The sequence below is a fragment of the Thalassotalea sp. G20_0 genome, assembly GCF_017744175.1.
Taxonomy (GTDB): Bacteria; Pseudomonadota; Gammaproteobacteria; order Pseudomonadales; family Endozoicomonadaceae; genus Endozoicomonas.
On the sequence record NZ_JAGHQV010000009.1, the window covers coordinates 68529 to 92350 of the forward strand.

The following is a 23822-nucleotide window of genomic DNA, read 5'->3' on the forward strand; positions in this document are numbered from 1 at the left end:
TTTTGGAAGACAGCCGTTATGCAAGATAAACGACGTTTATCCCACATTTTCATTAAACGGAAACAGCGTGGTGCTGTTGCCGTGGTGGTTGCCATTACCCTGACCGGTGTTATGGCAATGATGGGGCTGGCAGTGGATACCGGCAATATGCTTGCCCAGCGGGACAGGCTGCAGAATATGGCCAATGCCGCTGCACTGAGTGCGGCGAAAAGTCACTTCTTTCCCAATGAGACCTATAACGCACCAGAAGCCAACGCTCTCGCCACCATTCAAGCGATGGGCGGCAATACGGAATCTTTGAATATCGATATCTCTGCCCCGAAAGGAGGAAGCACCGATTTGAGCGGGCGTTTTGCCGTCAGTATTTCAGAAACAGTATCCCCGATTTTGCTGGGTCTGGCGGGTGTTGGTGATACCACATTAACAGCGACGGCTGTCGCCGGTCCGGCACCGGAGCCTGCCTACAGCGTTGCGCCGATTATGGCCTGCACCAATAATCTGGGTAATCCCGGGCCGGCTGACACCAATGATCCACAAATCTATCACTTTCTCGAATCGTTTCTAGACGACACGGATCTGGAAAATGTGGTTGGTTTCAGAATGTTTATTGATACCACCGGTTTTGAACAACAGGTATTGAATATGCCTTTGCTCTATGAAATCACTTCCGTAATGCTAGGGAGTGGAGAAAATGTGCTGATGTATGAAGATACCCCCACCAGGGTAGTTGATGAGTTTGGTTACGACTCATGGACTCTCAGGCCCGGCACAATGCTGAACACTAGACTGGGTATTACTAATTTCGGCAATGATGTTTTCAGTGCTGATTACAATTCAACGTTCTCTTCTCAGGATGAGTTAGCCTGTGCTGATTGCAGAGAACGTGATGCCTTTTCACGGCAGTTTCGCCCAAAGGCCAATATTGATGGCAAAGTTGAGTTTTTTCAGGAATACCTGGGTTTACTTACTGAGATACTTGGACGCTGGGGCAGAGAAGTAGCTATCGCAGATTATCCCTATATCTATGCAGATTATCTTCAAGACAATGCCAATCAAAACATGCAATGCAACACAAGTGAGTGTGAAACCAACCGGCGTATTTTGAAAATGCCCGTTGCCCCCAGCTGTGGCGTTGAAGATTTGGATAACAAAGAATTTGCCTGCTTCTTTATGCTGGAACCGGCCCGTGTGTTCATTGATGATGTAGATGAAGAGCGGGGTTGGACCAACATTGATCTTGAATATCGTACAGAGTTTATTGCACAGCATATCCCCTGTCCTGCCATTACAAATGAAGAGAAGATCAGTGGTGCCTATGATGTGGTTCTCTATGATGGGCCAGGGTCATGAGCAGAGATAACGAGAACACCAACATGCAGCAAGGGATGGCAGCCGTTGAATTTGCCATGGTTTTACCTTTTTTGGTAGCACTGTTAATTACCACAGTTGAATTTGGTCGAATGTATTACAGTTATCAGCGCCTGCATATGGCAGCGTTTGATGCTGCACGTTATATCTCTGCCCGACTTCCCAGCAGTGGCCTTTTTAATCTGGAGAATTTAAAAGCTAATCTGGAAAATGAGTTACGGATTCAGGCTCGCCAGGTAGCAGTTTATGGTATTGCCAATTCTAAAGGAGATCCCGTCCTTCCCGGGTTATCTGAAAACCAGGTCCACATGAATTTTAACGCCCTTGAAGCTGTTCAAAACAGCAATACAAGCACATCAAGACAATCCCTCTGCCGGGTTCGAGCGTATCTTGAAAGCTACAACATTCTCAGTGAACTGGTAGACCAGATCAATGGCGAACGCTACTGCAACGAAATAGACGGCAATCTGATGGTACAGATTGATTACACCTATCAACCCATTTTCAACGAAATCCCCCTGCTTGGCCTGGATCTCAGCATTCCCATGCAAGCGCAGGCATCCATGAGGGTTTTCTAATGATAGGCACCTGTTTTGATGTGTTAAAGCGACAACAGCAAGGTGTCGCCGCTGTAGAATTTGCCCTGATTGCCCCGGTGCTGTTTGCCCTGATTCTGGGCATTATTGATTTTGGTCGTATGATGTTCACCATGAACCTGCTACAGGAATCCACTCGCCGGTCTGCGGAAGCCGCTACATTCCTGTTTCCCAACGCCAGTGGTATTCAATCCGCCAAAGCGGCGGGAATGCTGAAAGCTGACGGCAGCCGCAGTGCATTAATTAATGGACTGACCACCAGTCATATTGATCTGGCCTATCTGGATGTGGATGGCGGTGTCATTGCCTCCCCGGCTAACTGTGCTGCCTATGATTCCATACGTTTTGTCAGGGCACAACTGACCCAGGGGGATGGCGGCTATTCATTTGAATTTGTCACTCCGGTCAATCTGATGGGGTTCCCCAAAACCATGGCCATGCCCCCTTTCCAGGTTATTCTGCCCAGAGAGAGCCTGGGTTGGACAAACAGTGGTACACCGTGCAGTAGCTGATAAGCACATTACACATAATAAAGTCAGAAGACAGATGTCAGTGAGTTTACCAATGAAAAATACCAAACCAGCCAGCTGTGAATCCCTCTATCCGGAGCAAAAGCAGGAACAACTGGAAGTACTGTTAACGGGTGATTCAGAGCAATCCCTGGATTGGCTGAATGCTATTCTGGCACCGGTAGTGGAGATTAATAGCCAACGCCTGTTACTGCAGAGTGAAGACAGATTCACACAGCTACTCCGGAAACAACAACCGGTTGACGTCATCATTCACCGACTGGGCCAACAACCGGAACAACAACTTGATGCCCTGTCATCGCTGCTTCCGGTAATAAACAACACTGCGGGAAAAACGACACTGATCGTTATCGGCCCTGCCGATCAACCATTGCTGATGAGAGCCGCCATGCGGGCCGGAGCCAATGATTATCTGCCAGAGCCATTCAGCAACCAGGAGTTGCTTTCTCTTCTGGAAACTCTTTTTGAACATCGTCAGGCCAACTCAAGCATCAGGCAGGCAAGGATAACTGCCGCGCTGTCTGCCTCCGGTGGTGCCGGTGCCACCTTTCTGGCCTGTAACCTGGCCCATATCAAGGCAACCAATCACCAGAAATGTCTATTGCTGGACCTCAACTTCAGAATGGGCTCGGTGCTGCAGTTTATGGATCTGTACAGCGATTATGGCCTTGAAGATGTACTGGCTGAATTACCGTCCCTGGATCAAACGGCGCTGGCCGGTTATCTGGCCAGACACGAGAGTGGGCTTGAGGTGCTGGCCATGAAGCAGCCAGATCTGATGGCGTATTCTGACCCGGATACCGACCAGCTGGCCAGGCTGCTAAAACTTCTGAAGCAGGGACGGGACGATGTGGTGATTGACCTGCCTATGTTTCCCACCAATATCAGTACCTTTATTCAGGATCAGGCAGACGATATCTGCCTGGTTATTCAGCAGGATATGCTTTCCCTTCGCAATGCCCTGCGCTGGCTGGACTTGTCGGAAAGTGAACTTGGGCTTTCCCGGGATCAATTCACTATCGTCGTCAACCGGTATCACCCCCGCCTGCCTATCAGGGTCAATGATATCTGCAACACGCTCAAGGTGGGCGAGGTTGTCACCATTCCCGGTGATTATCACCGGGTAAGCAACAGCCTCAATTCTGGTAAGCCACTGCTTAAGCAAGCCCCGAAGGCCAGTGTTACCAAAGCGGTGGTGGCTCTGCACAGCCGTTTTACCGGGCAGACTGAAGCTCCATCAAGACTGTCGGCACTGGTTAAACGCCTGTTCGGTTAAACCAATAGATTAATAGCTGGAGATAAAATACAGGGATCGTATTTATGGCATTCACCTACCATCCTGAGCCTACTGTTGATAGGAAGGCAGAAAAAAAACGTCGTGAGCCCGTTATCAGCGACACTGATACAGCGCCATTGATCAAAGAGACCAGCGAAGAAGATGACCTTCAGGCCCGTCGCCTCAGGGAGTTGCAGAACCACTGGCAGCAACGGGTTCATGAAGAGTTACTGGAACGTCTTGATCTGCCCCGCCTGGGCAAGCTCCCCCATGACCAGGCCCGTCGACAAATAGAGGAAACAGGACAACAGTTGCTCAGCGCCATGAGCGCTCCCTTAAGCATGGAGCAGCGAGGAACCATTCTCAGTGAGATTGTTGATGAATTGCTGGGGCTGGGTCCCCTTGAGAAATTACTGCGCAGCGAGGATGTGTCGGATATTCTGGTCAATGGCGCAGAGACCATCTACATGGAAAAGCAGGGAAAGCTGACACTGACCGGCTTAAGCTTTCGCAATAATGAGCACCTGCTGAATGTCATCGAAAAAATTGTCGCCCAGGTTGGCCGTCGTATTGATGAATCGTCGCCTATGGTGGATGCCCGATTGCCCGATGGTTCACGGGTAAACGCGATTATTCCGCCATTGGCACTGGATGGTCCCTCCCTCTCCATTCGCCGTGCCACCGTTGACCGGATGAGCCTTCTGCACCTGGCGGAACTGGGTGCCATGGCACCACAAATGGCCCGAACCCTGGAGGCCATGGTCAGGATGCGCTTGAATATCCTGGTCTCCGGTGGCACCGGCACCGGGAAAACCACACTGCTTAATGCCCTCTCTGGCTGTATTCCTGAAGATGACCGCATCATCACCATAGAAGACTCTGCCGAACTGCAACTGCAGCAACCCCACGTGGTCCGCCTGGAAACCCGTCCTGCCAATCTGGAAGGCAAAGGGGAAATTAACCAGCGGGAGCTGGTCAAAAACAGTCTGCGGATGCGACCGGATCGTATTGTGGTCGGTGAGGTCCGGGGAGCCGAGGCCCTGGATATGCTCACGGCCATGAACACCGGGCACGATGGCTCTCTGACCACGATCCATGCCAATACACCCAGGGATGCCCTGCAACGTCTGGATAATATGGTACAGATGACTGGCCTGGCATTTTCCCAGCAATCCCTCCGGCAGCAGATCGCTTCTGCCATTGACCTGGTTGTGCAGCTGGAACGCATGGAAGACGGTAAACGTCGCATTGTGAGTATTCAGGAAGTGAACGGAATGGAGCAGGATATCATTACCATGACCGAGATTTTCCGCTTCCAGCGCCGAGGCCATGACGAGTCCGGTCAGGTTACCGGTGTTTATAAGGCAACCGGCCTGGTGCCTGAACTCTATCACCGTCTGGCACTGTATGGTATTGAACTGTCCAGGGATGTCTTTGATACCGAATGGCAGTATGGCCCATCAGGTGAGCTGGGGGTTGCCCCATGAATCCACAACTGATATTCGCCCTGCTGGTATTTATTGCTGTGTTTGCTTTACTCAGTTCACTCACTGTTCCCCTGGTTGGCGAGAAGCGTGAAGTCCGCCGTCGTTTAAAGAGCCGGATGCACCGCCTTGAACTGGCAGACCATACACCGACTCTGCAGCGTATTCTGCGGGAAAAATACCTCAGAAATCTGCAACCCTGGGAACGTCGACTGGAAGAGCTTCCCCTGATGGAGCGTCTGAGCCTGTATATCGAGCAATCCGGCCGGGAAATGCTGGCGCACAGACTGGTAGCTACCGGATTGCTGGCGGGAATCACGGCCGGTTTTAGTCTCTGGTTTTTTACGGGTTCCCCAGCGTTCTCCCTGACGGCCTTTGTGGTGGGCACTGCATTGCCATTTGTCCGGATCATCATGGATCGGAAAAAACGCCTGGATCGTATAGAGGAACAACTTCCGGACGCCATAGAAACCATGGTCAATGCCCTGCGGGCCGGACACCCCTTTATTGAAACCGTCCGCATTGTATCGGAAGAACAGGCCAACCCACTGGCAGGGGAGTTCGCCCTGACCTTTGCCGACATCAACTACGGCAATGATATGCGGCGAGCGTTGCTTGCCATGCTGCAGCGGGTACCTTCCGTGGCCATGATGATGCTGGTGGTGTCAATACTGGTGCAGCGGGATACCGGCGGCAATATTACTGAGGTGCTGGGCAGGATTAATCAGCAGATGCGGGAACGCTTTCGTTTTCAGCGCCGGGTCAGAACCCTAAGTGCTGAAGGGCGGATGGGTGCCTGGGTCCTGAGTCTGCTGCCATTTGGCATGTTTGGTTTGCTGTATATCATTAATCCCGGTTACCTGACGCCTCTGCTGGCAACGGAAAGCGGTAATCATCTGTTGATGACTGCCCTGGCCATGATCGTTATGGGCATTCTCTGGATTCGGCAGCTACTGAAAGTCCGTATGTAGCAAAATATGTGGGAGTGGTTATGGAAAACCTGTTAACTGAATTACAGATTGCCCTTGGGGATATGCAGGCAGGACGACTGGTGCTTTTAACACTGATCTCCCTGTCCGTCGCGACACTGTTGATGGGCGTGTACACCTTTGCCACTGGCATGACCGATCCGGTTCGCCGTCGTTTGAAACAAATCTCCGATATCGAAAGCCGAACCGCACCGGTCGGAGTGGATATGTTTCAGGTTTTGCGTCCGATACAGGCTTATATTCTGCCCAAAGATAACTGGGAACGCAGTCGGGTACAGGCCCGTCTGGTTCAGGCTGGCTGGCGTGCGGACAGTGCCTTATGGGTATTCTACGGGTTAAAAGTGATACTGGCCGTCGGTTTGCCCATTATCGTATTGTCGGTGTGCGCCCTGGTGGTGGAGAAAATGTCTTTCCAGCTCTGGCTGTTTGCCTTTTCGGGCAGTGCCTGGCTGGGCATGATGCTACCCAACCGGATACTCACCGGCTTGATTCAACGGCGGCAGCAGCGGATACGCCTTGCCATTCCGGATGCGTTGGATCTACTGGTGGTGTCTCTGGAAGCAGGCCTTGGTCTGCGCAGCGCTATACAACGACTGTCTGATGATCTCTACATCAGCCATCCGGAACTGGCCAACGAACTGGAGCTGGTCAATGCGGCCATGCGTGCGGGTGTTCCGTCCGATAAGGCGCTTCAGGATATGGGCATGCGCATCCGGTTGAAAGAGGTGGACGGCCTGATCAGTACACTGAGTGACAGTATCCGGTACGGCTCCAGTATTGCCGATACCCTCAGAACATTTTCAGAAGATTTCCGGGACCGGCGGATTCAGTCTGCGGAAGAGCAGGCGGCCAAAATTGGCACCAAAATGATCTTTCCCCTGATTCTGTTTCTGCTGCCCGCCTTTTTCCTGGTGGCGGTTGGGCCGGCAATCATGCAGCTGATCGAGTCATTCAGCCAGTTTTAACCGACACACTACCAATAGCAAAGAAAATATGCATCGGGAAGTTACCATGCCGTTATCCATACCCGCTTTACTGCAACGCTGCTTACCAACCGAAAAGAACTGTTACCCATTACTGATATCGACTCTGTTATTGGCTGGCTGCCATGGACTGCCGCAAAAGACATCGACGGACTCCGTTGCTGCAACAGCTCAGACGCCAGAACTTTATAAGGGTACATTGACTGCAGAGATGCTGGGTATTGAACAGAGCCTGACCATGGAGCAGGCTCTGATGAAGGGGGATATTGCCTGGTCCGGGGGAGAAACGGATCGGGCAGCGGCCTACTATGTCAGAACCATTGAGCTGGCAAACAATGCTATAAAGGCTGAATTACCAGATGCGCTCAACCCCGGAATGGAGAATGCAGAAATAAAAGAGACAGATAACGCCAGGGATCAGGGTTATCTGGCCAGCCTGAAACTGGCAGGACTTTACCAGCAGACAGGGCAGCAAGCGCTGGCAGAGCGTATTTACCAACAGGTGGTGAACGATCATCCCTACCCTGTTGCGGCGTTGGAAGCTCTGGGGCTCACCAGGCTGCAAGGCAGGCAAAATGAACAGGCAGAGGCACTGCTCAACAGGGCAGTGTCACTTTGGCGACAGCAGTCTGAAAATATTGGTGAGCATTCTGAACGTAATGCGATGACTGGCTATCAGCCAATACGATCACTCAATGCTCTTGGCGTTCTTGCTGATCTGAGCAAAGATTACCAGCGGGCAGAACGCTTTTATCGGGAGGCACTGACCCTCACCCCTAATGATCCAACCCTGCTTAATAACCTGGGGTATTCACTGTACCTTGCCGGTCAATGGCCACAGGCGGAAAGCCACTTCAGAAAAGCGCTGAATATCAAGCCCGGCTATGGTCGTGCCAGCCGTAATCTTGCCTTGCTATACCTTCGTCAACATCAACAGGAAGAGGCCATCTCATTGCTCAACACCACCATGAAGTCTTGGGAGGCCTTTAATGATGCGGGTTATCTTTCGCTACTGGCGGGAAATCAGGCGTTAGCAGAACAACTGCTTAAACAGGCACTGGATCACTCGCCCAGCCATTATGAGCTTGCCTGGAAAAACCTGGGCAAGGTGCAGCAGGTGAATGAGTCTTTATCAAGTCCAGCAGACAACCTGAACCCTGATCAGTAGGCTGCCTTTAGGAAAATGTCTCAAAAAAAAGAGCTCACAAGAGCTCTTTCAGAAGCAGAGATCAATCCGATCAACTGGTTCCGGCATTCTGCATAAGTAACATAGCTTCCTGCTTCTGTTCATCACTGCCCTGCTCCATAACTTCCTGCAGGATTGCCGAGGCCCCTTCGCTGTCTCCCATATCCATATAAGCCCTTGCCAGATCAATCTTGGTGGCAACCTCATCGCCTTCGGAGAGGAAGTCCAGATCATCATCCAGAGAAGCTTCAAGGTTGGAACCACCCTCATCGGAGAAAGCGGCCTGACTATCCCGGGCAAGCACATCGTCTGACTCAACACCAAAATCAAGGTCATCCAGATCATCAAGCTCACTGGTCTCAAACTGTTCAGCGGCTTCAGGCTCTTCATCCAGATCAAAATCATCCAGATCAAAGTCCAGGTCATCCAGAGAGTCAAATCCCTGCTCATCACCATCCAGCTCAAGGCCATCCAGATCAAGGTCTGGCATCTCATTGATCTGGTCCGGCGCTGAAACACCTTCAAATGCGTCAGAGAACCGTGCCTTGAACACCTCCGCTGCACGCATGGCAGCATGATCACCGGTTGCCTCAAGATCAGCCAGGACCTGGTTGAACTTTTCAAGATCACCACTTTCTGAATGAACCTCAAGAAGTTTCAGCTTAAGGTCAGATCTTCCCGGTTCATTCAAGATTGCCTGAGTCAATAGTTCCTCAGCCTGATCCAGGCGACCATAGGCAATATAAATATCGGCTTCACTCAGCGGGTCTTCGGTCTGCCCAGTGGTTTCCCCATCAGCGTCTACTTCATTAATGATCGAATCATCGATGGCCAGCGCTTCATCAAACTTAAGCTCATCCTCTGCGCTGGGAGAGGCTGTTGGCTTTGGGGAGGCATCAATCGGTGCCTCCTTATTCAAATTGACAGGTTGAATGTCAACATCTTCATCGTCCAGCGCTTCCTGCTGTTTCCTGCGCCGCTGATAAAAGAGCCAGCCAGCGCCTCCCAAAGGTATCAAAGCCAGCAGGAGCATAATCAGAGGGTTACCAAAGAGCGTAGCCATCATGCCCGGCCCGGATACTGTCTCTGCCTGGCGCTGGGTGGGTAATGACCGGGACTGGTTCTGCAAGGCCGCCATCTGATCGTCTTTCAGGGCAACCAGGCGCTTCAGGGTAGCAATCTGATCATCCAGATCTTTCAACCGGCTCTTGAGCTCGGCATTCTCCCGGCTCAGCTTATCAAGCTGTTCACGGGTCATAGCCAGCTCGGTCTGCAACACGGCATTGCCACCGGCGGCATCGCCACCGAGATCCTGTCCACGCCCGCTGGCTGCATCACCGGAAACGATGGCCAGCTGACCATCCAGAGACTTGCGGGAATCCGAGGCGATGGATGATGTTCGCCTGGTAGCATCCAGTTGCGCAACCTGGCTGCGCCCCCGCCACTCACGATTCTGTCTGGATACATCAGCAACGGCTTCACGGACCGTCAAACGGGTCATCTCATTACGACCCGGAATCCGCAGGACCTGCCCGCTCTTGAGGCGATTAATATTGTTATCAATAAATGCCTGTGGGTTGCCACGCTGAATCGCCAGCATGGTTTGCTGTACCGTCACTTCGGAGTCGGGGCGCACTTTCTCAGCGATTTCCCAGAGGCTGTCATTTCTGTTCACCCGGTAAGTCCCGGGTGTGCTACCGGGCAGATCTGAAGAGGCGTCATCGCGACGGGAGGAGACCCGCTGGACCTGTTGCCGCTGAATGGAGTCACGATATTCAATGGCTTCCTGTGACGGCGTATAGTTGCGGTTTATCCGGTTACCATTGACCCTTGGCGGCTGGTCCCACACAGGGTTAGTCCCATAATGGGGCGGAATGGATGCGGGCTTGACAACAGGGGCTGAAGTTTGACCATTGAAAGCTGGAGGATCAAGAAGAAGCGTATATTCCTTCAACAGGCGACCACTTGGCCAGTGCACCTCCACCAGGAAATTCAGATAAGGCTCATGGACCGGGCTGTCACTGGTGACCTTGATCAAACCTTTGCCATCAGGGCCAACTTTGGTGGTAAACCGCAGATTATTCAAAATGAAAGGACGTTCAACACCGGCCCGCTCAAAGTCTGTTTTGCTGGCCAGGTTAGAGAGGATCTCGTTGCGAGTGAGATCATTGACCTGCATTAACTCTATCTCAGCCACCAGGGGCTGATTCAAAGCTGAATACAGCTTCACCTCCCCCAGACCCAGCGCATGGGAATTCATTGCAGCGATTCCCCCTGCCAGCGCTGACATCACTACGACAAGTTTTTGCAGTTTCATCATGAATCCTTGTTTTATGCTTAGACTGTTTGAGCCCCTTCTGCCTTCAGCTGTAGAGAAAGCAGCCCCCCCCTTTCTCGATACAGCGAGGAACCCCAAGCAGTTAAACTAAGTTATCACTTAGCAAAGTCTTTTATCAATAACCCAATTAATTCAACAGCATGAACAGCACTTCTCTTGAAGCTATCGGCCACCATCCAGAAACTCAAGTCGGTTGCATAATCTGATTGTTGCCGGAGTTTGCCAATATGCAGCTGATCACTTCCCGCAGCGTCTTCAAGGGTAGGCATGCCAAGGCCATCTGCCGCTACTATTTCAGGGAGTTCTGATAGTAAAGACTGTATTTCCTGAAAATCAACCGGTTGGACAGTATCCAGATCAACAACATAACTGTCACCGAAAAATACCGGGGCTGTGATGCAGGTCACACGGATGTCCAATTCCTCTCCCAAAGCCACCAGCAGCTCATTGCGCATATTGGCTTCATTGCCGATTTTCTCACCCTCTTCGGCATCAACTTCCGGAATCAGGTTGTAGGCCAGGCGAGTGGAAAAATCACCATGCTCTGCCGGCTTGCCGTTCAGCAGCTCAATGGTTTGCTTACGCAGGGCATCGACACCCTTTGTACCAAGGGCCGCCACCGGCTGCATAACCACCAGATTGATACGGCTGAGAGTAAACCGCTGGTGCAGCTTTTGCAGCAGAGGGAGTAAGCAGGCAACGGCAGATCCGGGTACGGCAAAGTAACGGTTATCTATCGCCTCTTCGATAAAATGCCTGTTCAAGTCAACCATCACCGGCACGGTATAGCCCTGGGATGCAGCCCCTTTTGCCGCATCAATAATAACACAGCCACTCTCAACTGCCCGGGTCATCAACTGGGCATTTCGCTGACACCCGGCGGGCATCACCAGAAAATCAGTGGTGGAAAAGTCGGCTTCCTCAGCGGGAATAAATTCCAGTGTTTCGCCATGAAACTCAACGGAACCTGAAGCCTGTGCAGACTCCACGAGCGGATAAAGGCTCATTACCGGTAGCGGCTTACCATCAAACAGTGATTCTTCCAGTTGCCGAACCAGAGTTTCACCGGCCAGTGTGTCGGCAGCGTAAATAGCGATATTGTATGTTCGGTTCATGGATAAAAGGCCCCGCAAGCCAGAGAAAGTATGGGCATCGTTGACCTTGTGTCAGCCAGCACCACATAAATGATAAAAAACCATCGACTTTATACAGGGCGTTAATATCAGGCAAGCAGTTTCAGGCCGTTCCCCTGGAAAGTTTGAAATGCCCCCGGGCGATGGCTATTGGTAACTCCCTTTTACTCTGCCAGGCGGTCACGGCCACATTGGCCACCCTGGCCCCCTGTCGACAGACCTCACAGTGGGCAAAGATATCCCTTGGCTGCCCCGAGCGCAGGTAATCAATGGAAAAGTCAATAATTTTGGGCAGCCTCGGCTCTTCCATAAACAGCATTAAATGCAGAGCCGCAGACATCTCCATAAAACCACCAATCACCCCACCATGGATGGCAGGCAGCAGGGGGTTACCAATATTGCTCATCTGATTCGGCAGGGTAAACAGGGCATCATCGCCCATCGGCGTGCACTGCATACCGATCATACTGGCATAGGGAATACCACTGGTCAGAACACTGTATTCTCTTGACTCCCGGACATCCTTAATAATGCTGGCAAACCCTGATTGTTCGATCTGGTCCTTCATTGCATATACTCCTGCACTGGCTTCATGGAGTGTTGTCCTATTCGCATAAAGGTGCCTACGGCATGGGCAATGGGTTGATCACGGTGTTCCTGGTAGGCAACACCGCGGGTAAAGACCATGGAACGGGTTATATGATAAGCCTCGGCAAATGCCCGGACCGGCTTACCGGGCTGAGCAGTGGTCATATGGTCAATACGCAGATCCAGTGTCGGGCAGGCTTCCAGCTGCTCCATACGGGTGTACACGGAAATGCCGCAACAGGAGTCCATCAGGGTGGTAATGGCACCAGAGTGAATGACGCCGGTTTCCGGGTTGCCTATCAGCCGGTTGTCGTAGGGCATTTCCAGTTCAATGCCGTTACGATCCGCTTTGACCAATGACATATTCAAATGCAGGCAGTGGGGAATAACTTTGACAAAGTTGCTGGCAAAGTCTGTTAGCTGTTGTTCCGTTAACATAATTAATTCATTTTTTCTGATTATTTGTTATTTATACAGAGGCAGCAAGACACGAAGTAACGGGAATGCTTCATGTCTTTCACCTTAGTGTGAAATCTCTGTAGTCTATGGAACTCTATTTCAATGCAGGAGCAGACACTCAGAGCAATATGGTCAACATACGACGCAGTGGCTCTGCCGCTCCCCACAACAGCTGGTCACCCACAGTAAATGCCGTCAGATAGTCAGGTCCCATATTCAATTTGCGCAGGCGGCCAACCGGAATATCCAGACGGCCGGTGACCGCTGCGGGTGTCAACTGATGCATGGTCTCTTCCCGGTGGTTTGGAACCACGGATACCCAGTCATTGGCACCGGCAATCATCGCCTCAATATCCGCCATGGGAATATCGTTACGCAGTTTGATGGTCAATGCCTGACTGTGACAACGCATGGCACCAATGCGAACGCAGATACCATCCACAGGAACCGGAGAAGCCTGATGCCCGAGAATCTTATTGGTCTCGGACTGAGCCTTCCACTCTTCGCGGCTCTGGCCATTATCCAGCTCTTTGTCAATGTAAGGAATCAGGCTGCCTGCCAGTGGCACACCAAACTCACTTTGCGGAAGATCAGCACTTCTCAATAAGGAAGAGGTCTTACGATCAATATCCAGAATGGCACTGGCCGGGTCAGCCAGCTCGGCAGCAACATTGCTCTGGATAGAGCCCATCTGGCTGATCAGCTCACGCATGTTTCTGGCACCGGCCCCACTGGCTGCCTGATAGGTCATGGCACTGACCCACTCCACGGCATCGTGCTGAAAGAGCCCACCAATGGCCATCAACATCAGGGAAACCGTGCAGTTACCACCGATAAAATTTTTGACACCATCATTCAGCGCACGGTCAATCACAGCACGGTTGACGGGATCAAGAATAATCACAGCATCGTCGTTCATCCGCAGGGAGGAAGCGGCATCAATCCAGTATCCCTGCCAGCCATTGTCACGCAATGGCTGAAAGACTTTGCCGGTATAATCGCCACCCTGGCAGGAAATAATAACGTCCATTTCTCTGAGAGCGTCTATATCATGGGCATTCTGAAGGTCGCCCACGGGCACGCCAACATCGGGTCCGGGCTGACCCAGTTGTGAGGTGGTGAAGAAGACCGGCTCGACACCCTTGCCCTGTAAACGGGCAAAGTCGTTTTCTTCCTGCATACGCTCCATTAATACGGAGCCCACCATGCCTCGCCAGCCAACAAAACCTACTTTTTTCATACTGCGCTCCCCCGAAAAAACGGCCCCTGCTAAAACAGACAACAGAAGCCGCCAACATTATATATTTGTTATGCATTTAACAAACAGTCAACAACCGCATCACCCATTGCAGCGGTGCCCACCAACTGACAACCTTCAGAGGCGATATCCCCGGTACGATAGCCTTTATCCAGAACACCGCTGACCGCTTTTTCAATGGCATCCGCTGCGGCAGCTTCGGCCAATGAATAGCGAAGCAACATCGCCAGGGACAAAATCTGCGCCAGAGGGTTCGCCTTGTTCTCCCCGGCGATATCCGGTGCCGAACCATGCACAGGCTCATACATCCCCTGGTTCTTTTCGTTCAGGGAGGCTGATGGCAACATACCAATCGAGCCCGTCAACATCGCTGCACAGTCGCTGAGGATGTCGCCAAACATATTACCGGTCACCATCACATCAAACTGTTTCGGAGCCCGAACCAGCTGCATGGCGGCATTATCAACGTACATATGGCTCAGCTCAACATCGTTGTAACCGGCAGACTCGGCAATAACCACCTCCCGCCAGAGACCGGTCACTTCAAGCACGTTGGACTTATCCACCGAACAGAGTCGTCCACTCCGCTTTCTGGCTGCCTCAAAAGCCACCCTGGCGATACGACGGATTTCAGACTCCCGATAGACGTAGGTGTTATAACCTTCCCGTTCGCCATTTTCCAGAGTACGAACGCCACGGGGCTCACCAAAATAGATGCCCCCGGTCAGCTCCCGCACAATGAGAATATCCAGACCAGCCACCAGCTCAGGCTTCAAACTGGAAGCTTCGGCCAGTTGCGGGAAAAGCATGGCCGGACGAAGGTTGGCAAACAGGTCCAGTTCAGAGCGTAGTTGCAACAGCCCTTTTTCTGGACGGTTCGCCATGGGTTGATCATCCCACTTCGGACCACCCACCGCACCGAACAGAATCGCATCGGCGTGCCTGGCCAGCGCCAGGGTTTCATCGTTCAGCGGAACACCATATTGATCAATGGCCGCACCGCCAACCAGACCATGACTGACTTCAATATCGAGCCCAAAACGCAGTTTGGCCGCATCCAGTACTTTAAGGGCCTCAGCCATAATTTCCGGGCCAATGCCATCACCGGGAAGACATAAAATCTGCTTGCTCATGAAAAGCTCCGCTTATAATTATTTACTGGCAAACAACCAGGGGTTATCTGCCTTGTAACGCTGTTCGAAATTGCGGATCTGATCCGCATTCTGCAGGGTCAGACCAATATCATCCAGACCGTTGACCAGGCAGTGACGGCGAAATGCATCAATACTGAATGGCAACTCTGCACCATCAGGCTTAACCACCACTTCGCGCTGGAGATCCACCGTCAGCTGATACCCTTCATTCGCTGCCACTTCATTGAACAGCTGCTCTACCACCTCGTCCGACAGAGTGATGGGGAGAATACCGTTTTTAAAGCAATTGTTATAAAAGATATCCGCAAAGCTCGGCGCAATAACGCAGCGGAACCCAAAATCATCCAGGGCCCAGGGGGCGTGTTCCCGGCTGGAACCACAGCCAAAATTCTGCCTGGCCAGCAGGATGGACACGCCCTGGTAACGGGGCTGATTCAGGACAAACTCCCGATTCAGTGGACGTTTGGTGCAATCCTGCCCCGGATAGCCTTCGTCCTGATAGCGGAGTTCATCAAACAGATTGACACCAAAGCCGGTGCGTTTGATGGACTTGAGAAACTGCTTGGGAATGATCATGTCCGTATCCACATTGGCACGATCCAGGGGAGCCACTAAACCCTGATGAACGGTAAAAGCCTGCATGATTCTCCCCTTTTACACTACGGATGTCTGATGACGGACATCGACAAAATGGCCCGCAATGGCCGCCGCAGCTGCCATGGCCGGACTAACCAGATGGGTTCGCCCGCCAAAGCCCTGACGACCTTCAAAATTCCGGTTAGAGGTGGATGCACAGTGCTCGCCCTGCCCCAGTTTGTCGGCATTCATGGCCAGACACATGGAACACCCCGGCTCACGCCACTCAAGGCCAGCAGCCAGAAACACCTTATCCAGCCCTTCTGCTTCAGCCTGGGCCTTTACCAGACCAGAGCCCGGTACCACAAGAGCCTCTTTAACCGTGTCAGCCACTCGCCTGCCCTTTACGACAGCTGCCGCCTCACGCAAGTCCTCAATGCGCGAATTGGTACAGGAACCGATAAACACCCGATCAACAGGAATGTCGGTAATCTTCTGGCCAGCGGTTAATCCCATATACTCCAGGGCACGGGCGTAGCCCTCTTTACGGGTTTCATCCGGAGCATCCTCCGGGAAAGGCACCCGGGCATCCACCGGCAACACCATCTCCGGGGAGGTTCCCCAGCTGACCTGTGGCTTTATCTCATCGCCATTGAGCACAACGATTTGATCAAACACCGCATCACTGTCTGAATGAAGGGTTTCCCAAACCTTGACGGCCTGCTGCCACTGTTCTCCCACCGGAGCAAACGGCCTGCCCTGCACATAGTCAATGGTGGTCTGGTCAACCGCCACCATGCCTGCCCGGGCTCCGGCTTCAATGGCCATATTACAGAGCGTCATACGCCCTTCCATGGTCATATTACGAATAACGTCGCCCCCAAACTCGATGGCAAAGCCGGTACCACCGGCTGTACCGATACGGCCGATAATGGCAAGGATCACATCTTTAGGAGTGACTCCGGTGCCCAGGGAACCATCAACCCGAACCAGCATGTTCTTCATCTTCTTGGCCACAAGACACTGGGTCGCCAGCACATGCTCAACTTCCGAGGTTCCGATACCGTGGGCCAGTGCACCAAAAGCGCCGTGTGTTGAGGTGTGCGAGTCCCCGCAGACAACGGTCATGCCGGGCAGAGTCGCGCCCTGTTCCGGGCCAACCACATGGACAATGCCCTGGCGTTGATCCTGCATATCAAACTGGGTGATGCCAAAATGATCACAGTTGTCATCCAGCGTCTTGACCTGGATTTTCGACACCGGATCGGCAATCCCTTCAATACCGTGCTGCCGCTCATTCAACGTAGTGGGTACATTGTGGTCTGGTGTAGCGAGGTTGGCATCCAGCCGCCATGGCTGGCGACCAGCCAGCTTCAGCCCCTCAAAAGCCTGTGGTGATGTCACCTCATGGAGCAGCTGCCGGTCGATATAAATCAACGCGGAACCATCGTCACGCTGAAGCACAAGGTGGGCATCCCACAACTTGTCATAAAGCGTTTTACCCCTGCTTTTCACATCGAAAGCCTGGCCAGCCATTGAACCACCCTCATTGCTGCAGTAAACAGAAAAAGACTGTTTTTGTTTGATTTATGTGCAGTTTTATTACGATTTCTTTCGCGCACATGACACTTTTATGTGAACCAGACTGCGCTTCCCGATAGGTCCGCAACGATACGTCAACAAACCCTGGTATTTTTATCAAGAATTTCAGCTTATCCCTAAAAATGCCTATCCTAGTCGCTCATAGAAAATTACTCAAATTCATCTTTTTTCTGGTTTTGATAACTTTCTGGAATCAAAGGACACCCAGATTGCTGATTCAGAAGCATCCTAATTAAAGAGTTTTACTGCTTTTGCGAACAGGTTGACGGTTTTATGCCTAGAATAGGCTGGCTGAGAATAACGTGAACATTAATGCCTTAGTGTGCTGGTAACTGAAAAGTCAGGAAACACCACTATGAATACTATCGGCCCATGCTCCCTGTACTGCTCGCAGCAAACCGGTCCTGCAGACGCCATCGATGCTTCAGCAACCGGTGATTTCGACGGGCGCTCTCTGGTCAGGACTAATTGCTGCGGGCGCACCGTTCACCTGGGGTGCATTGCTGAAATCCTGGAATGCAGGCCGGGCCATGAACATGAAATTGCAGAACGAAACTGTTGTCAATGTCCACCCTTCTTGAAACCGGCAGTGCCGTTGGAGCGTCTGGCCGGGGCCCGGAAAATTGAAACCTCACCCTATTGCGAACCTCTGGCACTTTGTGCCTGCCGACAAGCTTGCCGTGGGGATATGGACACGTTCAAGACACTATTGGCGCAGGAACCCGGCATTGCCCGACAAGATTTTCGTGAAGCCGTGACCGGTCAGGGTGTTCGGCTGTTACAGGTTGCTGTCAAGGCAGGCCAGGCGGAACTCACGCAGCTTCTGCTCAAGTATTCTGCCGATATCAATGCCGCCGATCACCGGGGCAATACGGCCCTGCACCTGGCCACTGCCGGAGGCCATGACCAGTGCCTGAGGGCGTTGCTGAAGCATGGGCCGGAACTTGATTGCAGGGACAATACCGGCTCTACCCCCCTGTATCTGGCCGTCGAAAATAATAATGGTGAGTTTCTGGAACTGCTGTTGGATTACGGTGCAGACCCGACGGTTGCCGACGATGAGGGTCTCACCCCTCTGCACCTGGCTGCGAAAAAAAGCCACATCTTTAACCTGCGGCAGCTTCTGCAGGATAACAGGGTGGCCATCAATGCCGCTGACAAGTCCGGCAAGACGCCTCTGCACCACTCTGCCCTGAGCCACCCGGAGGGCAGCATAGATTGCATGCAGCTGCTGATCACCCACCAGGCGAACGTGAATGCCGTTAATGAGTCCCTATGCACGCCCCTGCACCATGCCGTCGTTTACAGCGCTGCCATGGGAAATATGGAGAAGGTACAGTACCTGATAGAGCATGGGGCGGATCTGCACAGCAAAGATGAATCAGGCCAAACCCCATTACACCGGGCCGCTGAATGGTGGCGTCTCGAGGTGGTGCAACTGTTAATCTCTCACCATGCGGATATCCACAGTATCGATAAGAATGGGATGACGCCGCTGCATCTCGCCACTAAACAAGGCCATATTGATAACGTGAAGCTGCTGATACTCTGCGGGGCGAAACTCTGGGCCACTGACAAATCCGGCAAAACACCTCTGCACCTGGCCGCCTGGTGGGGGCGTACAGAGGTCTTGAAAATGCTGATGGCCTTAGGTGGGAAGCTCAATACAACCGATGCGTCTGGCAGGACAGCGCTGCACCTGGCCGCCTGGCGAGGCCATACCGGGATCGTGCAACTGCTGATGGACATGGACAAGGTAAAAGATATCAATGTAACCGATAAGACTGGCAAGACCGCGCTGCACCTGGCTGCCTGGCTTGGCAATACGCAAGTCCTGCAACTACTGTTGGACCAGGGGTCGAATCTCAATGCGTCCGATAAGTTTGGCAGTACACCACTGCACCTGGCCGCCCAGAGTGGCCATACCGGGAACCTGCAGCTACTGATTGACCAGGGCGCGGATCTTAATATGGCCGATAATTGTGGCGATCCCCCCCTGCAAGTGGCCATAAAACATGGCAATATCCATTGTCAGCAGCTGCTGACTGATGCGGCGAGGCAACGGTGGGTTTGCACTGTTCAGTGACCGCCCAAAAATGTTGATGCTCATCGAAAGTCTCCGTCGTTTTCTTGTTGACGGATCATCCATAATCCCATTCCATGGGAACCACCTCATCACGCTTCATCATTTGCGCCTTTTTATCCTGTTCCCTCTTCCTGATGGTTTCAACGGCCGCCACGGCATGACCCAACGAGTGGCTTAAAAATGACTCACCGGCGCTGAAGCCAATACAAAATAAATTCTGACAGGCATTACTTTCCATCGTCTCAGGACAAAGATCCAGATATCCATTACTTTTAGTCAAAGAAGACCTTAAAGTATCAGAAAAGAAGGAATAATCCACTTTTACCCCGATCAACAGAGCAATATGATCAAATGCTAAGTGGAAGTGCTGTGCCTCCGTCCCTGGCAATTCCTGAACAATATGGCACACCCGTTGGTTTTCAATACCAGCCAGCCTGCAGTTCAATCCCTGTTCATAAGTGTCTTGATATTTTTCAGGGCATGCCATTGCCTCTGCCACCGAGTAATGGGGTTTTGATCTTTTATAATTCAGATGCTGGATCAACGGATGTCTTCCCCATTTACCCGGCTGGTTTTTCACACTTACGGCTTCTTCTTTAATTTTGGCAGGCAGCAGATGGATAACTTTCATGCCTTTTTGCCAAGCCTCATAGATCGTATCACTGGCTGAATAACTGTTGCCAACCACTAAAACTTTACTGCCCGGTGCTAATTTATCCATCGCCCGGCAGGCCTCATGGGTCCAATGAGAGACATGGGGATTATCCCGCTCCCCGGGGATATTTAACAAGTTTGGCTTTTTCTTGCCGATCGCCAGCATTAAATAATCACACTGAATCAGGGTCTCCTGCCCGGCCGCTCCCCGAACGATGACTTCCCAGAAAAGACCACTTTGCCACACAGAACCGGCCTGAGTTGCACAGACCACTCGCCCCGGAATTGCGCGGGATTCCGTCAATATTTTTTTCCCATAGTCCTGGTAATACTTGAGCAGAGATTCACCGTCGGTCACCACCCGCTGGCAAGGCCGTGGTGGAGGTGGCAAGGGAATTTTGCGTACATCACATTGTTCAATGGGATAGTCAGGCAATCCCATCTCACGATAATCGCTCAATGTCCGCTGTGATGGTAGATAGGTGTTCCAACTCCCCCCCACGGGTTCGTCTGAGCACATCATCCAGTCCACTTTTTGCCCACTATCGAAGTGCCATTCCAGGCAACGTTCATAGCTGTGCTTTTTTTTATCGTAGAGGGATGCAAACTTCTGCCCCGATAGCATTTTAACGTCATTAGGGTTATGGCCCTGGGGAGACATATCATGAACCAGCACTTTTCGATCGAGAAATGAATTTTTATTACTGCCAGTACACAGTCTTTCGTTATGGTAAAACTGCAACCCTTCCAATTGCTGCATGGCAAAAAGGCCGATAGGGCCAGCGCCAACCACAAGTACCTTCACCCGAACCTTCTGACCAGTGACATGGTTATTCTCAGAAGCAACAGTGGAAGGCGGGAAACAAGGAAACGAACTTCTTAATAATGCATTCATAGCTGCCCGGGTAAAAAATATAACCTTTCCAATTGAATCAGGATAAAAGCAGCAATAATCAATCCTCGCCACCTGCCAATTGCAGGAGTATAGTTCACGCCCTGACCTTTTTAGAGATTATCGTTTATGTTCAAGGCGCTAGTACTGAACCAGCAGGACAACAACACTGTCGCTTCCATAGAACAGCTGGATGAATCCACCCTGCCCGCCGGGGATGTTATTGTTGCTGTTGACTATTCATCACTGAATTACAAGGATGGCCTGGCCATCACCGGGAAGGGAAAAATTATCCGTGATTTTCCGATGGTTCCGGGTATCGACTACGCGGGCCAGGTCATTTCCTCAAGTGATGACCGGTACCAGCCAGGTGATTCCGTTATCCTCACCGGCTGGGGTGTTGGTGAGAACCACTGGGGTGGTATGGCCGAAAAAGCCAGCGTGCCTGCTAACTACCTGGTTTCCATGCCTGCTGGACTGGACAGCCGCAAGGCCATGATTATCGGTACTGCCGGCCTGACGGCCATGCTGTGTGTCATGGCGCTGCAAGACGCAGGCATTACCCCTGAGAAAGGTGAGATTCTGGTCACCGGTGCCAGCGGTGGTGTTGGCAGTGTTGCCATAACGCTGCTGGATCAGCTGGGTTATCAGGTGGTTGCCGCTTCCGGTCGCCCGGAAAACAGTGACTGGTTAAAGTCCATCGGGGCTGACCGGGTGATTGATCGTGCAGAATTGCTTGAACCCGCACGTCCGCTGGAAAAACAGCTCTGGGCAGGTGCCATTGACACCGTCGGCAGCAAGGTTCTGGCCAAGGTACTGGCACAGGTTGATTACCAGGGGGCGGTTGCCGCCTGCGGCCTGGCCGGTGGGTTTGATCTGCCAACCACGGTTATGCCTTTTATTCTCAGAGGCGTTAAGCTTCTGGGTGTTGATTCGGTCATGTGCCCGATTGAACAACGTATGCAGGCATGGAACCGTATTGCTGAGCTGCTGCCAGAGTCTTTCTACAGCGACGCGGCCAAAGAAGTGTCACTGGATGCCGTGCCTGAACTGGCAGAGGCCATCACTAATGGACAAGTCACCGGCAGAACACTGATTAAGTTGTAATAACGCTCTCACCTTCTAAACTTCTTCAAGTCAGATGCGATCACCCAAAAGCATCTGACTTCCCTCCAAACGATGCGTACCAACTTTTTTATTTCTCAGTAAATGCCATTGAAAAGCAATGAAACACCGTCCGGTATTCTATGTGATTGGCCTGTTCCTGACTGCGTTGGCCAAGTTTATGCTGATTCCGGTCATCTATGATCTGTTGACCGGTGAGTCGAATATCTGGGAATTTGTCGCCGCTGCAGCCATTACGCTGATCAGCGGCGTAGCCCTGACCATCAATTTCAAACCAGAACACTTCAATATGAAGCCCAGGCAGGTGTTTGTACTGACCACACTCTGCTGGGTGGCAGTATGCACTTTTGCAGCACTGCCCTTCTGGTTCAAACTTCCCGTCAGTTTCACCGATGCCTTTTTTGAAACCATGTCAGGTATTACCACCACCGGATCCACCATATTGACAGGTCTGGATCAGATGCCCCCCAGTGTGCTGATCTGGCGGTCACTGCTGCAATGGTTTGGCGGCATCGGTTTTATTGTGATGGCGGTTGCCGTTCTGCCCTTTCTCAAAGTGGGTGGTATGAGGTTGTTCCAGAGCGAATCTTCTGACTGGTCCGAGAAAGCCATGCCCCGTTCAGGCAGCATTGCCAAGGGTATCGTTACTGTCTATCTGATCATGACTGCTATCTGCGCGTACCTTTATTTCCTGGGCGGTATGACCGGCTTTGAGGCCATAAACCATGCCATGACCACAGTCTCAACCGGCGGATATTCCACCTCAGATGCTTCCATGGGGTTATTTAAAAACCCGTTTATCATCTGGACCAGCACCATTTTCATGATACTTGCCAGCCTCCCTTTTGTTCTCTTTGTTCGCTCTATGCGGGGTGACGTTAACTGCTTTTACCAGGATACCCAGGTACAGGCCTTTATCGGTTTTCTGCTGGTAGTCTGGCTGGTTCTGAGCATCTGGTTATGCTGCCACTCTGACTACACCTTTCCCCAGTCACTCACCCTGGTCTCATTTAATACCACGTCAACCATCACCACCACCGGCTTTGCCTACGGTGACTATACCCTGTGGGGTGGTCTAGCCAACCTCACCTTCTTCTTCCTGTTATTGGTGGGAGGTTGTTCAGGGTCAACTGCAGGAGGCATCAAAATTTTCCGGTTTCAAATTGGCGGCAAGCTCCTGAACATTCAGTTAAAGCAACTGGTTCATCCCAGGGCCTGTTTTGTACAAACCTATAACGGTCAGCAAATCAGCAGTGACATACTCCGTTCGTTAATCGGTTTCAGTTTCTTCTTCATCCTGTTAATCGCATTAATGAGCCTGTTACTGTCGCTCTGCGATCTCGACCCCATCACCAGTCTTTCCGGAGCCACGACAGCGGTTGCCAATGTCGGTCCCGGCCTGGGAGCCGTCATTGGCCCTGCAGGAAACTTCAGTTCTCTACCGAATGCCGCCAAGTGGCTATTAAGTGCCGGCATGCTGCTGGGCAGGCTTGAGGTTATTACCGTACTGGTACTTTTTACGCCAGCCTTCTGGAAGGGCTGAGG

20 protein-coding genes are annotated in these 23822 nt (G+C 51.9%); 11 read left to right on the top strand and 9 right to left on the bottom strand.

The window, feature by feature from the left end; all coding sequences use genetic code 11:
• Positions 1-18 precede the first annotated feature (18 nt).
• Genes J7438_RS07665 through J7438_RS07700 form a run of 8 tightly spaced genes read left to right on the top strand, consistent with a single transcriptional unit; the run spans position 19 to position 8394 of the window.
• Entirely contained in the window at positions 19-1350 is a 1332-nt protein-coding gene (locus J7438_RS07665) for a pilus assembly protein TadG-related protein (protein ID WP_209276090.1), read from the top strand.
• Positions 1347-1946 (top strand): TadE family protein, encoded by a 600-nt coding sequence (locus J7438_RS07670; RefSeq protein ID WP_209276091.1) that lies wholly within the window; start codon positions 1347-1349, stop codon positions 1944-1946. The genes J7438_RS07665 and J7438_RS07670 overlap by 4 nt, the downstream gene beginning before the upstream one ends.
• Positions 1946-2476, top strand: a complete 531-nt coding sequence (locus J7438_RS07675; protein ID WP_209201476.1) for a TadE/TadG family type IV pilus assembly protein — start codon at positions 1946-1948, stop codon at positions 2474-2476. The genes J7438_RS07670 and J7438_RS07675 overlap by 1 nt, the downstream gene beginning before the upstream one ends.
• Positions 2477-2528: 52 nt before the next feature.
• Positions 2529-3770, top strand: coding sequence for a CpaE/TadZ family protein (locus tag J7438_RS07680; protein ID WP_209276092.1), 1242 nt, complete (start codon positions 2529-2531; stop codon positions 3768-3770).
• Between the two features lie 44 nt (positions 3771-3814).
• Entirely contained in the window at positions 3815-5257 is a 1443-nt protein-coding gene (locus J7438_RS07685; protein WP_209276093.1) for a TadA family conjugal transfer-associated ATPase, read from the top strand.
• On the top strand, positions 5254-6225 hold the full coding sequence (locus J7438_RS07690) for a type II secretion system F family protein (RefSeq protein ID WP_209276094.1): 972 nt from the start codon (positions 5254-5256) through the stop codon (positions 6223-6225). Before J7438_RS07685 ends, J7438_RS07690 begins: the two co-directional genes overlap by 4 nt.
• Before the next feature lie 20 nt (positions 6226-6245).
• Positions 6246-7208 carry a type II secretion system F family protein gene (locus J7438_RS07695; protein ID WP_209276095.1) on the top strand — a complete coding sequence of 321 codons (963 nt, stop codon included), beginning with the start codon at positions 6246-6248 and terminating at the stop codon, positions 7206-7208.
• 28 nt (positions 7209-7236) lie between these two features.
• Positions 7237-8394 carry a tetratricopeptide repeat protein gene (locus J7438_RS07700; protein ID WP_209276096.1) on the top strand — a complete coding sequence of 386 codons (1158 nt, stop codon included), beginning with the start codon at positions 7237-7239 and terminating at the stop codon, positions 8392-8394.
• Positions 8395-8464: 70 nt separating this feature from the next.
• Here J7438_RS07700 and J7438_RS07705 read toward each other — a convergent pair whose 3' ends face one another.
• The 8 genes from J7438_RS07705 to leuC all read right to left on the bottom strand — a co-directional run bounded on the left by J7438_RS07705 (position 8465) and on the right by leuC (position 17454).
• Entirely contained in the window at positions 8465-10732 is a 2268-nt protein-coding gene (locus J7438_RS07705; RefSeq protein WP_209276097.1) for a motility hub landmark protein FimV, read from the bottom strand.
• A gap of 113 nt (positions 10733-10845) precedes the next feature.
• The gene (locus tag J7438_RS07710) at positions 10846-11865 is read right to left on the bottom strand and encodes an Asd/ArgC dimerization domain-containing protein (RefSeq protein WP_209276098.1); all 1020 of its coding nucleotides are present in this window, start codon (positions 11863-11865) and stop codon (positions 10846-10848) included.
• A 121-nt stretch (positions 11866-11986) separates the two neighbouring features.
• Positions 11987-12451 (bottom strand): PaaI family thioesterase, encoded by a 465-nt coding sequence (locus J7438_RS07715; protein WP_209201468.1) that lies wholly within the window; start codon positions 12449-12451, stop codon positions 11987-11989.
• Entirely contained in the window at positions 12448-12909 is a 462-nt protein-coding gene (locus J7438_RS07720; protein WP_209276099.1) for a PaaI family thioesterase, read from the bottom strand. Before J7438_RS07720 ends, J7438_RS07715 begins: the two co-directional genes overlap by 4 nt.
• 139 nt (positions 12910-13048) lie before the next feature.
• Positions 13049-14170: an aspartate-semialdehyde dehydrogenase gene (asd, locus tag J7438_RS07725; protein WP_209276100.1), complete on the bottom strand. Its 1122-nt coding sequence runs from the start codon at positions 14168-14170 to the stop codon at positions 13049-13051.
• 68 nt (positions 14171-14238) lie between these two features.
• Positions 14239-15321 (bottom strand): 3-isopropylmalate dehydrogenase, encoded by a 1083-nt coding sequence (leuB, locus tag J7438_RS07730; RefSeq protein WP_209276101.1) that lies wholly within the window; start codon positions 15319-15321, stop codon positions 14239-14241.
• Positions 15322-15339: 18 nt separating this feature from the next.
• A complete protein-coding gene (gene leuD, locus J7438_RS07735; protein ID WP_209276102.1) occupies positions 15340-15984 on the bottom strand; it encodes a 3-isopropylmalate dehydratase small subunit in 645 nt (214 codons plus the stop codon).
• 12 nt (positions 15985-15996) lie between these two features.
• On the bottom strand, positions 15997-17454 hold the full coding sequence (leuC, locus tag J7438_RS07740) for a 3-isopropylmalate dehydratase large subunit (RefSeq protein WP_209276103.1): 1458 nt from the start codon (positions 17452-17454) through the stop codon (positions 15997-15999).
• A 421-nt stretch (positions 17455-17875) separates the two neighbouring features.
• Here leuC and J7438_RS07745 point away from each other — a divergent pair, with 421 nt between their 5' ends.
• Positions 17876-19606 (top strand): ankyrin repeat domain-containing protein, encoded by a 1731-nt coding sequence (locus J7438_RS07745; protein ID WP_209276104.1) that lies wholly within the window; start codon positions 17876-17878, stop codon positions 19604-19606.
• Positions 19607-19661: 55 nt separating this feature from the next.
• Here J7438_RS07745 and J7438_RS07750 read toward each other — a convergent pair whose 3' ends face one another.
• Positions 19662-21065, bottom strand: a complete 1404-nt coding sequence (locus J7438_RS07750; protein WP_209276105.1) for an NAD(P)-binding domain-containing protein — start codon at positions 21063-21065, stop codon at positions 19662-19664.
• Positions 21066-21281: 216 nt separating this feature from the next.
• Here J7438_RS07750 and acuI point away from each other — a divergent pair, with 216 nt between their 5' ends.
• Together acuI and J7438_RS07760 are read left to right on the top strand one after the other, a co-directional pair.
• Positions 21282-22259 (top strand): acrylyl-CoA reductase (NADPH), encoded by a 978-nt coding sequence (gene acuI / locus J7438_RS07755; RefSeq protein WP_209201461.1) that lies wholly within the window; start codon positions 21282-21284, stop codon positions 22257-22259.
• Between the two features lie 118 nt (positions 22260-22377).
• Positions 22378-23820 carry a TrkH family potassium uptake protein gene (locus J7438_RS07760; RefSeq protein ID WP_209201460.1) on the top strand — a complete coding sequence of 481 codons (1443 nt, stop codon included), beginning with the start codon at positions 22378-22380 and terminating at the stop codon, positions 23818-23820.
• Positions 23821-23822 lie beyond the last annotated feature (2 nt).

Coding starts and splice junctions, on each gene's coding strand:
- J7438_RS07705 (WP_209276097.1), bottom strand. CDS start 10,732: ATGATGAAACTGCAAAAACTTGTCGTAGTGATGTCAGCGCTGGCAGGG.
- J7438_RS07680 (WP_209276092.1), top strand. CDS start 2,529: ATGAAAAATACCAAACCAGCCAGCTGTGAATCCCTCTATCCGGAGCAA.
- leuB (WP_209276101.1), bottom strand. CDS start 15,321: ATGAGCAAGCAGATTTTATGTCTTCCCGGTGATGGCATTGGCCCGGAA.
- leuD (WP_209276102.1), bottom strand. CDS start 15,984: ATGCAGGCTTTTACCGTTCATCAGGGTTTAGTGGCTCCCCTGGATCGT.
- J7438_RS07675 (WP_209201476.1), top strand. CDS start 1,946: ATGATAGGCACCTGTTTTGATGTGTTAAAGCGACAACAGCAAGGTGTC.
- leuC (WP_209276103.1), bottom strand. CDS start 17,454: ATGGCTGGCCAGGCTTTCGATGTGAAAAGCAGGGGTAAAACGCTTTAT.
- J7438_RS07685 (WP_209276093.1), top strand. CDS start 3,815: ATGGCATTCACCTACCATCCTGAGCCTACTGTTGATAGGAAGGCAGAA.
- J7438_RS07695 (WP_209276095.1), top strand. CDS start 6,246: ATGGAAAACCTGTTAACTGAATTACAGATTGCCCTTGGGGATATGCAG.
- J7438_RS07690 (WP_209276094.1), top strand. CDS start 5,254: ATGAATCCACAACTGATATTCGCCCTGCTGGTATTTATTGCTGTGTTT.
- J7438_RS07670 (WP_209276091.1), top strand. CDS start 1,347: ATGAGCAGAGATAACGAGAACACCAACATGCAGCAAGGGATGGCAGCC.
- J7438_RS07665 (WP_209276090.1), top strand. CDS start 19: ATGCAAGATAAACGACGTTTATCCCACATTTTCATTAAACGGAAACAG.
- J7438_RS07710 (WP_209276098.1), bottom strand. CDS start 11,865: ATGAACCGAACATACAATATCGCTATTTACGCTGCCGACACACTGGCC.
- J7438_RS07760 (WP_209201460.1), top strand. CDS start 22,378: ATGAAACACCGTCCGGTATTCTATGTGATTGGCCTGTTCCTGACTGCG.
- asd (WP_209276100.1), bottom strand. CDS start 14,170: ATGAAAAAAGTAGGTTTTGTTGGCTGGCGAGGCATGGTGGGCTCCGTA.
- J7438_RS07715 (WP_209201468.1), bottom strand. CDS start 12,451: ATGAAGGACCAGATCGAACAATCAGGGTTTGCCAGCATTATTAAGGAT.
- J7438_RS07720 (WP_209276099.1), bottom strand. CDS start 12,909: ATGTTAACGGAACAACAGCTAACAGACTTTGCCAGCAACTTTGTCAAA.
- J7438_RS07700 (WP_209276096.1), top strand. CDS start 7,237: ATGCATCGGGAAGTTACCATGCCGTTATCCATACCCGCTTTACTGCAA.
- J7438_RS07745 (WP_209276104.1), top strand. CDS start 17,876: ATGAATACTATCGGCCCATGCTCCCTGTACTGCTCGCAGCAAACCGGT.
- acuI (WP_209201461.1), top strand. CDS start 21,282: ATGTTCAAGGCGCTAGTACTGAACCAGCAGGACAACAACACTGTCGCT.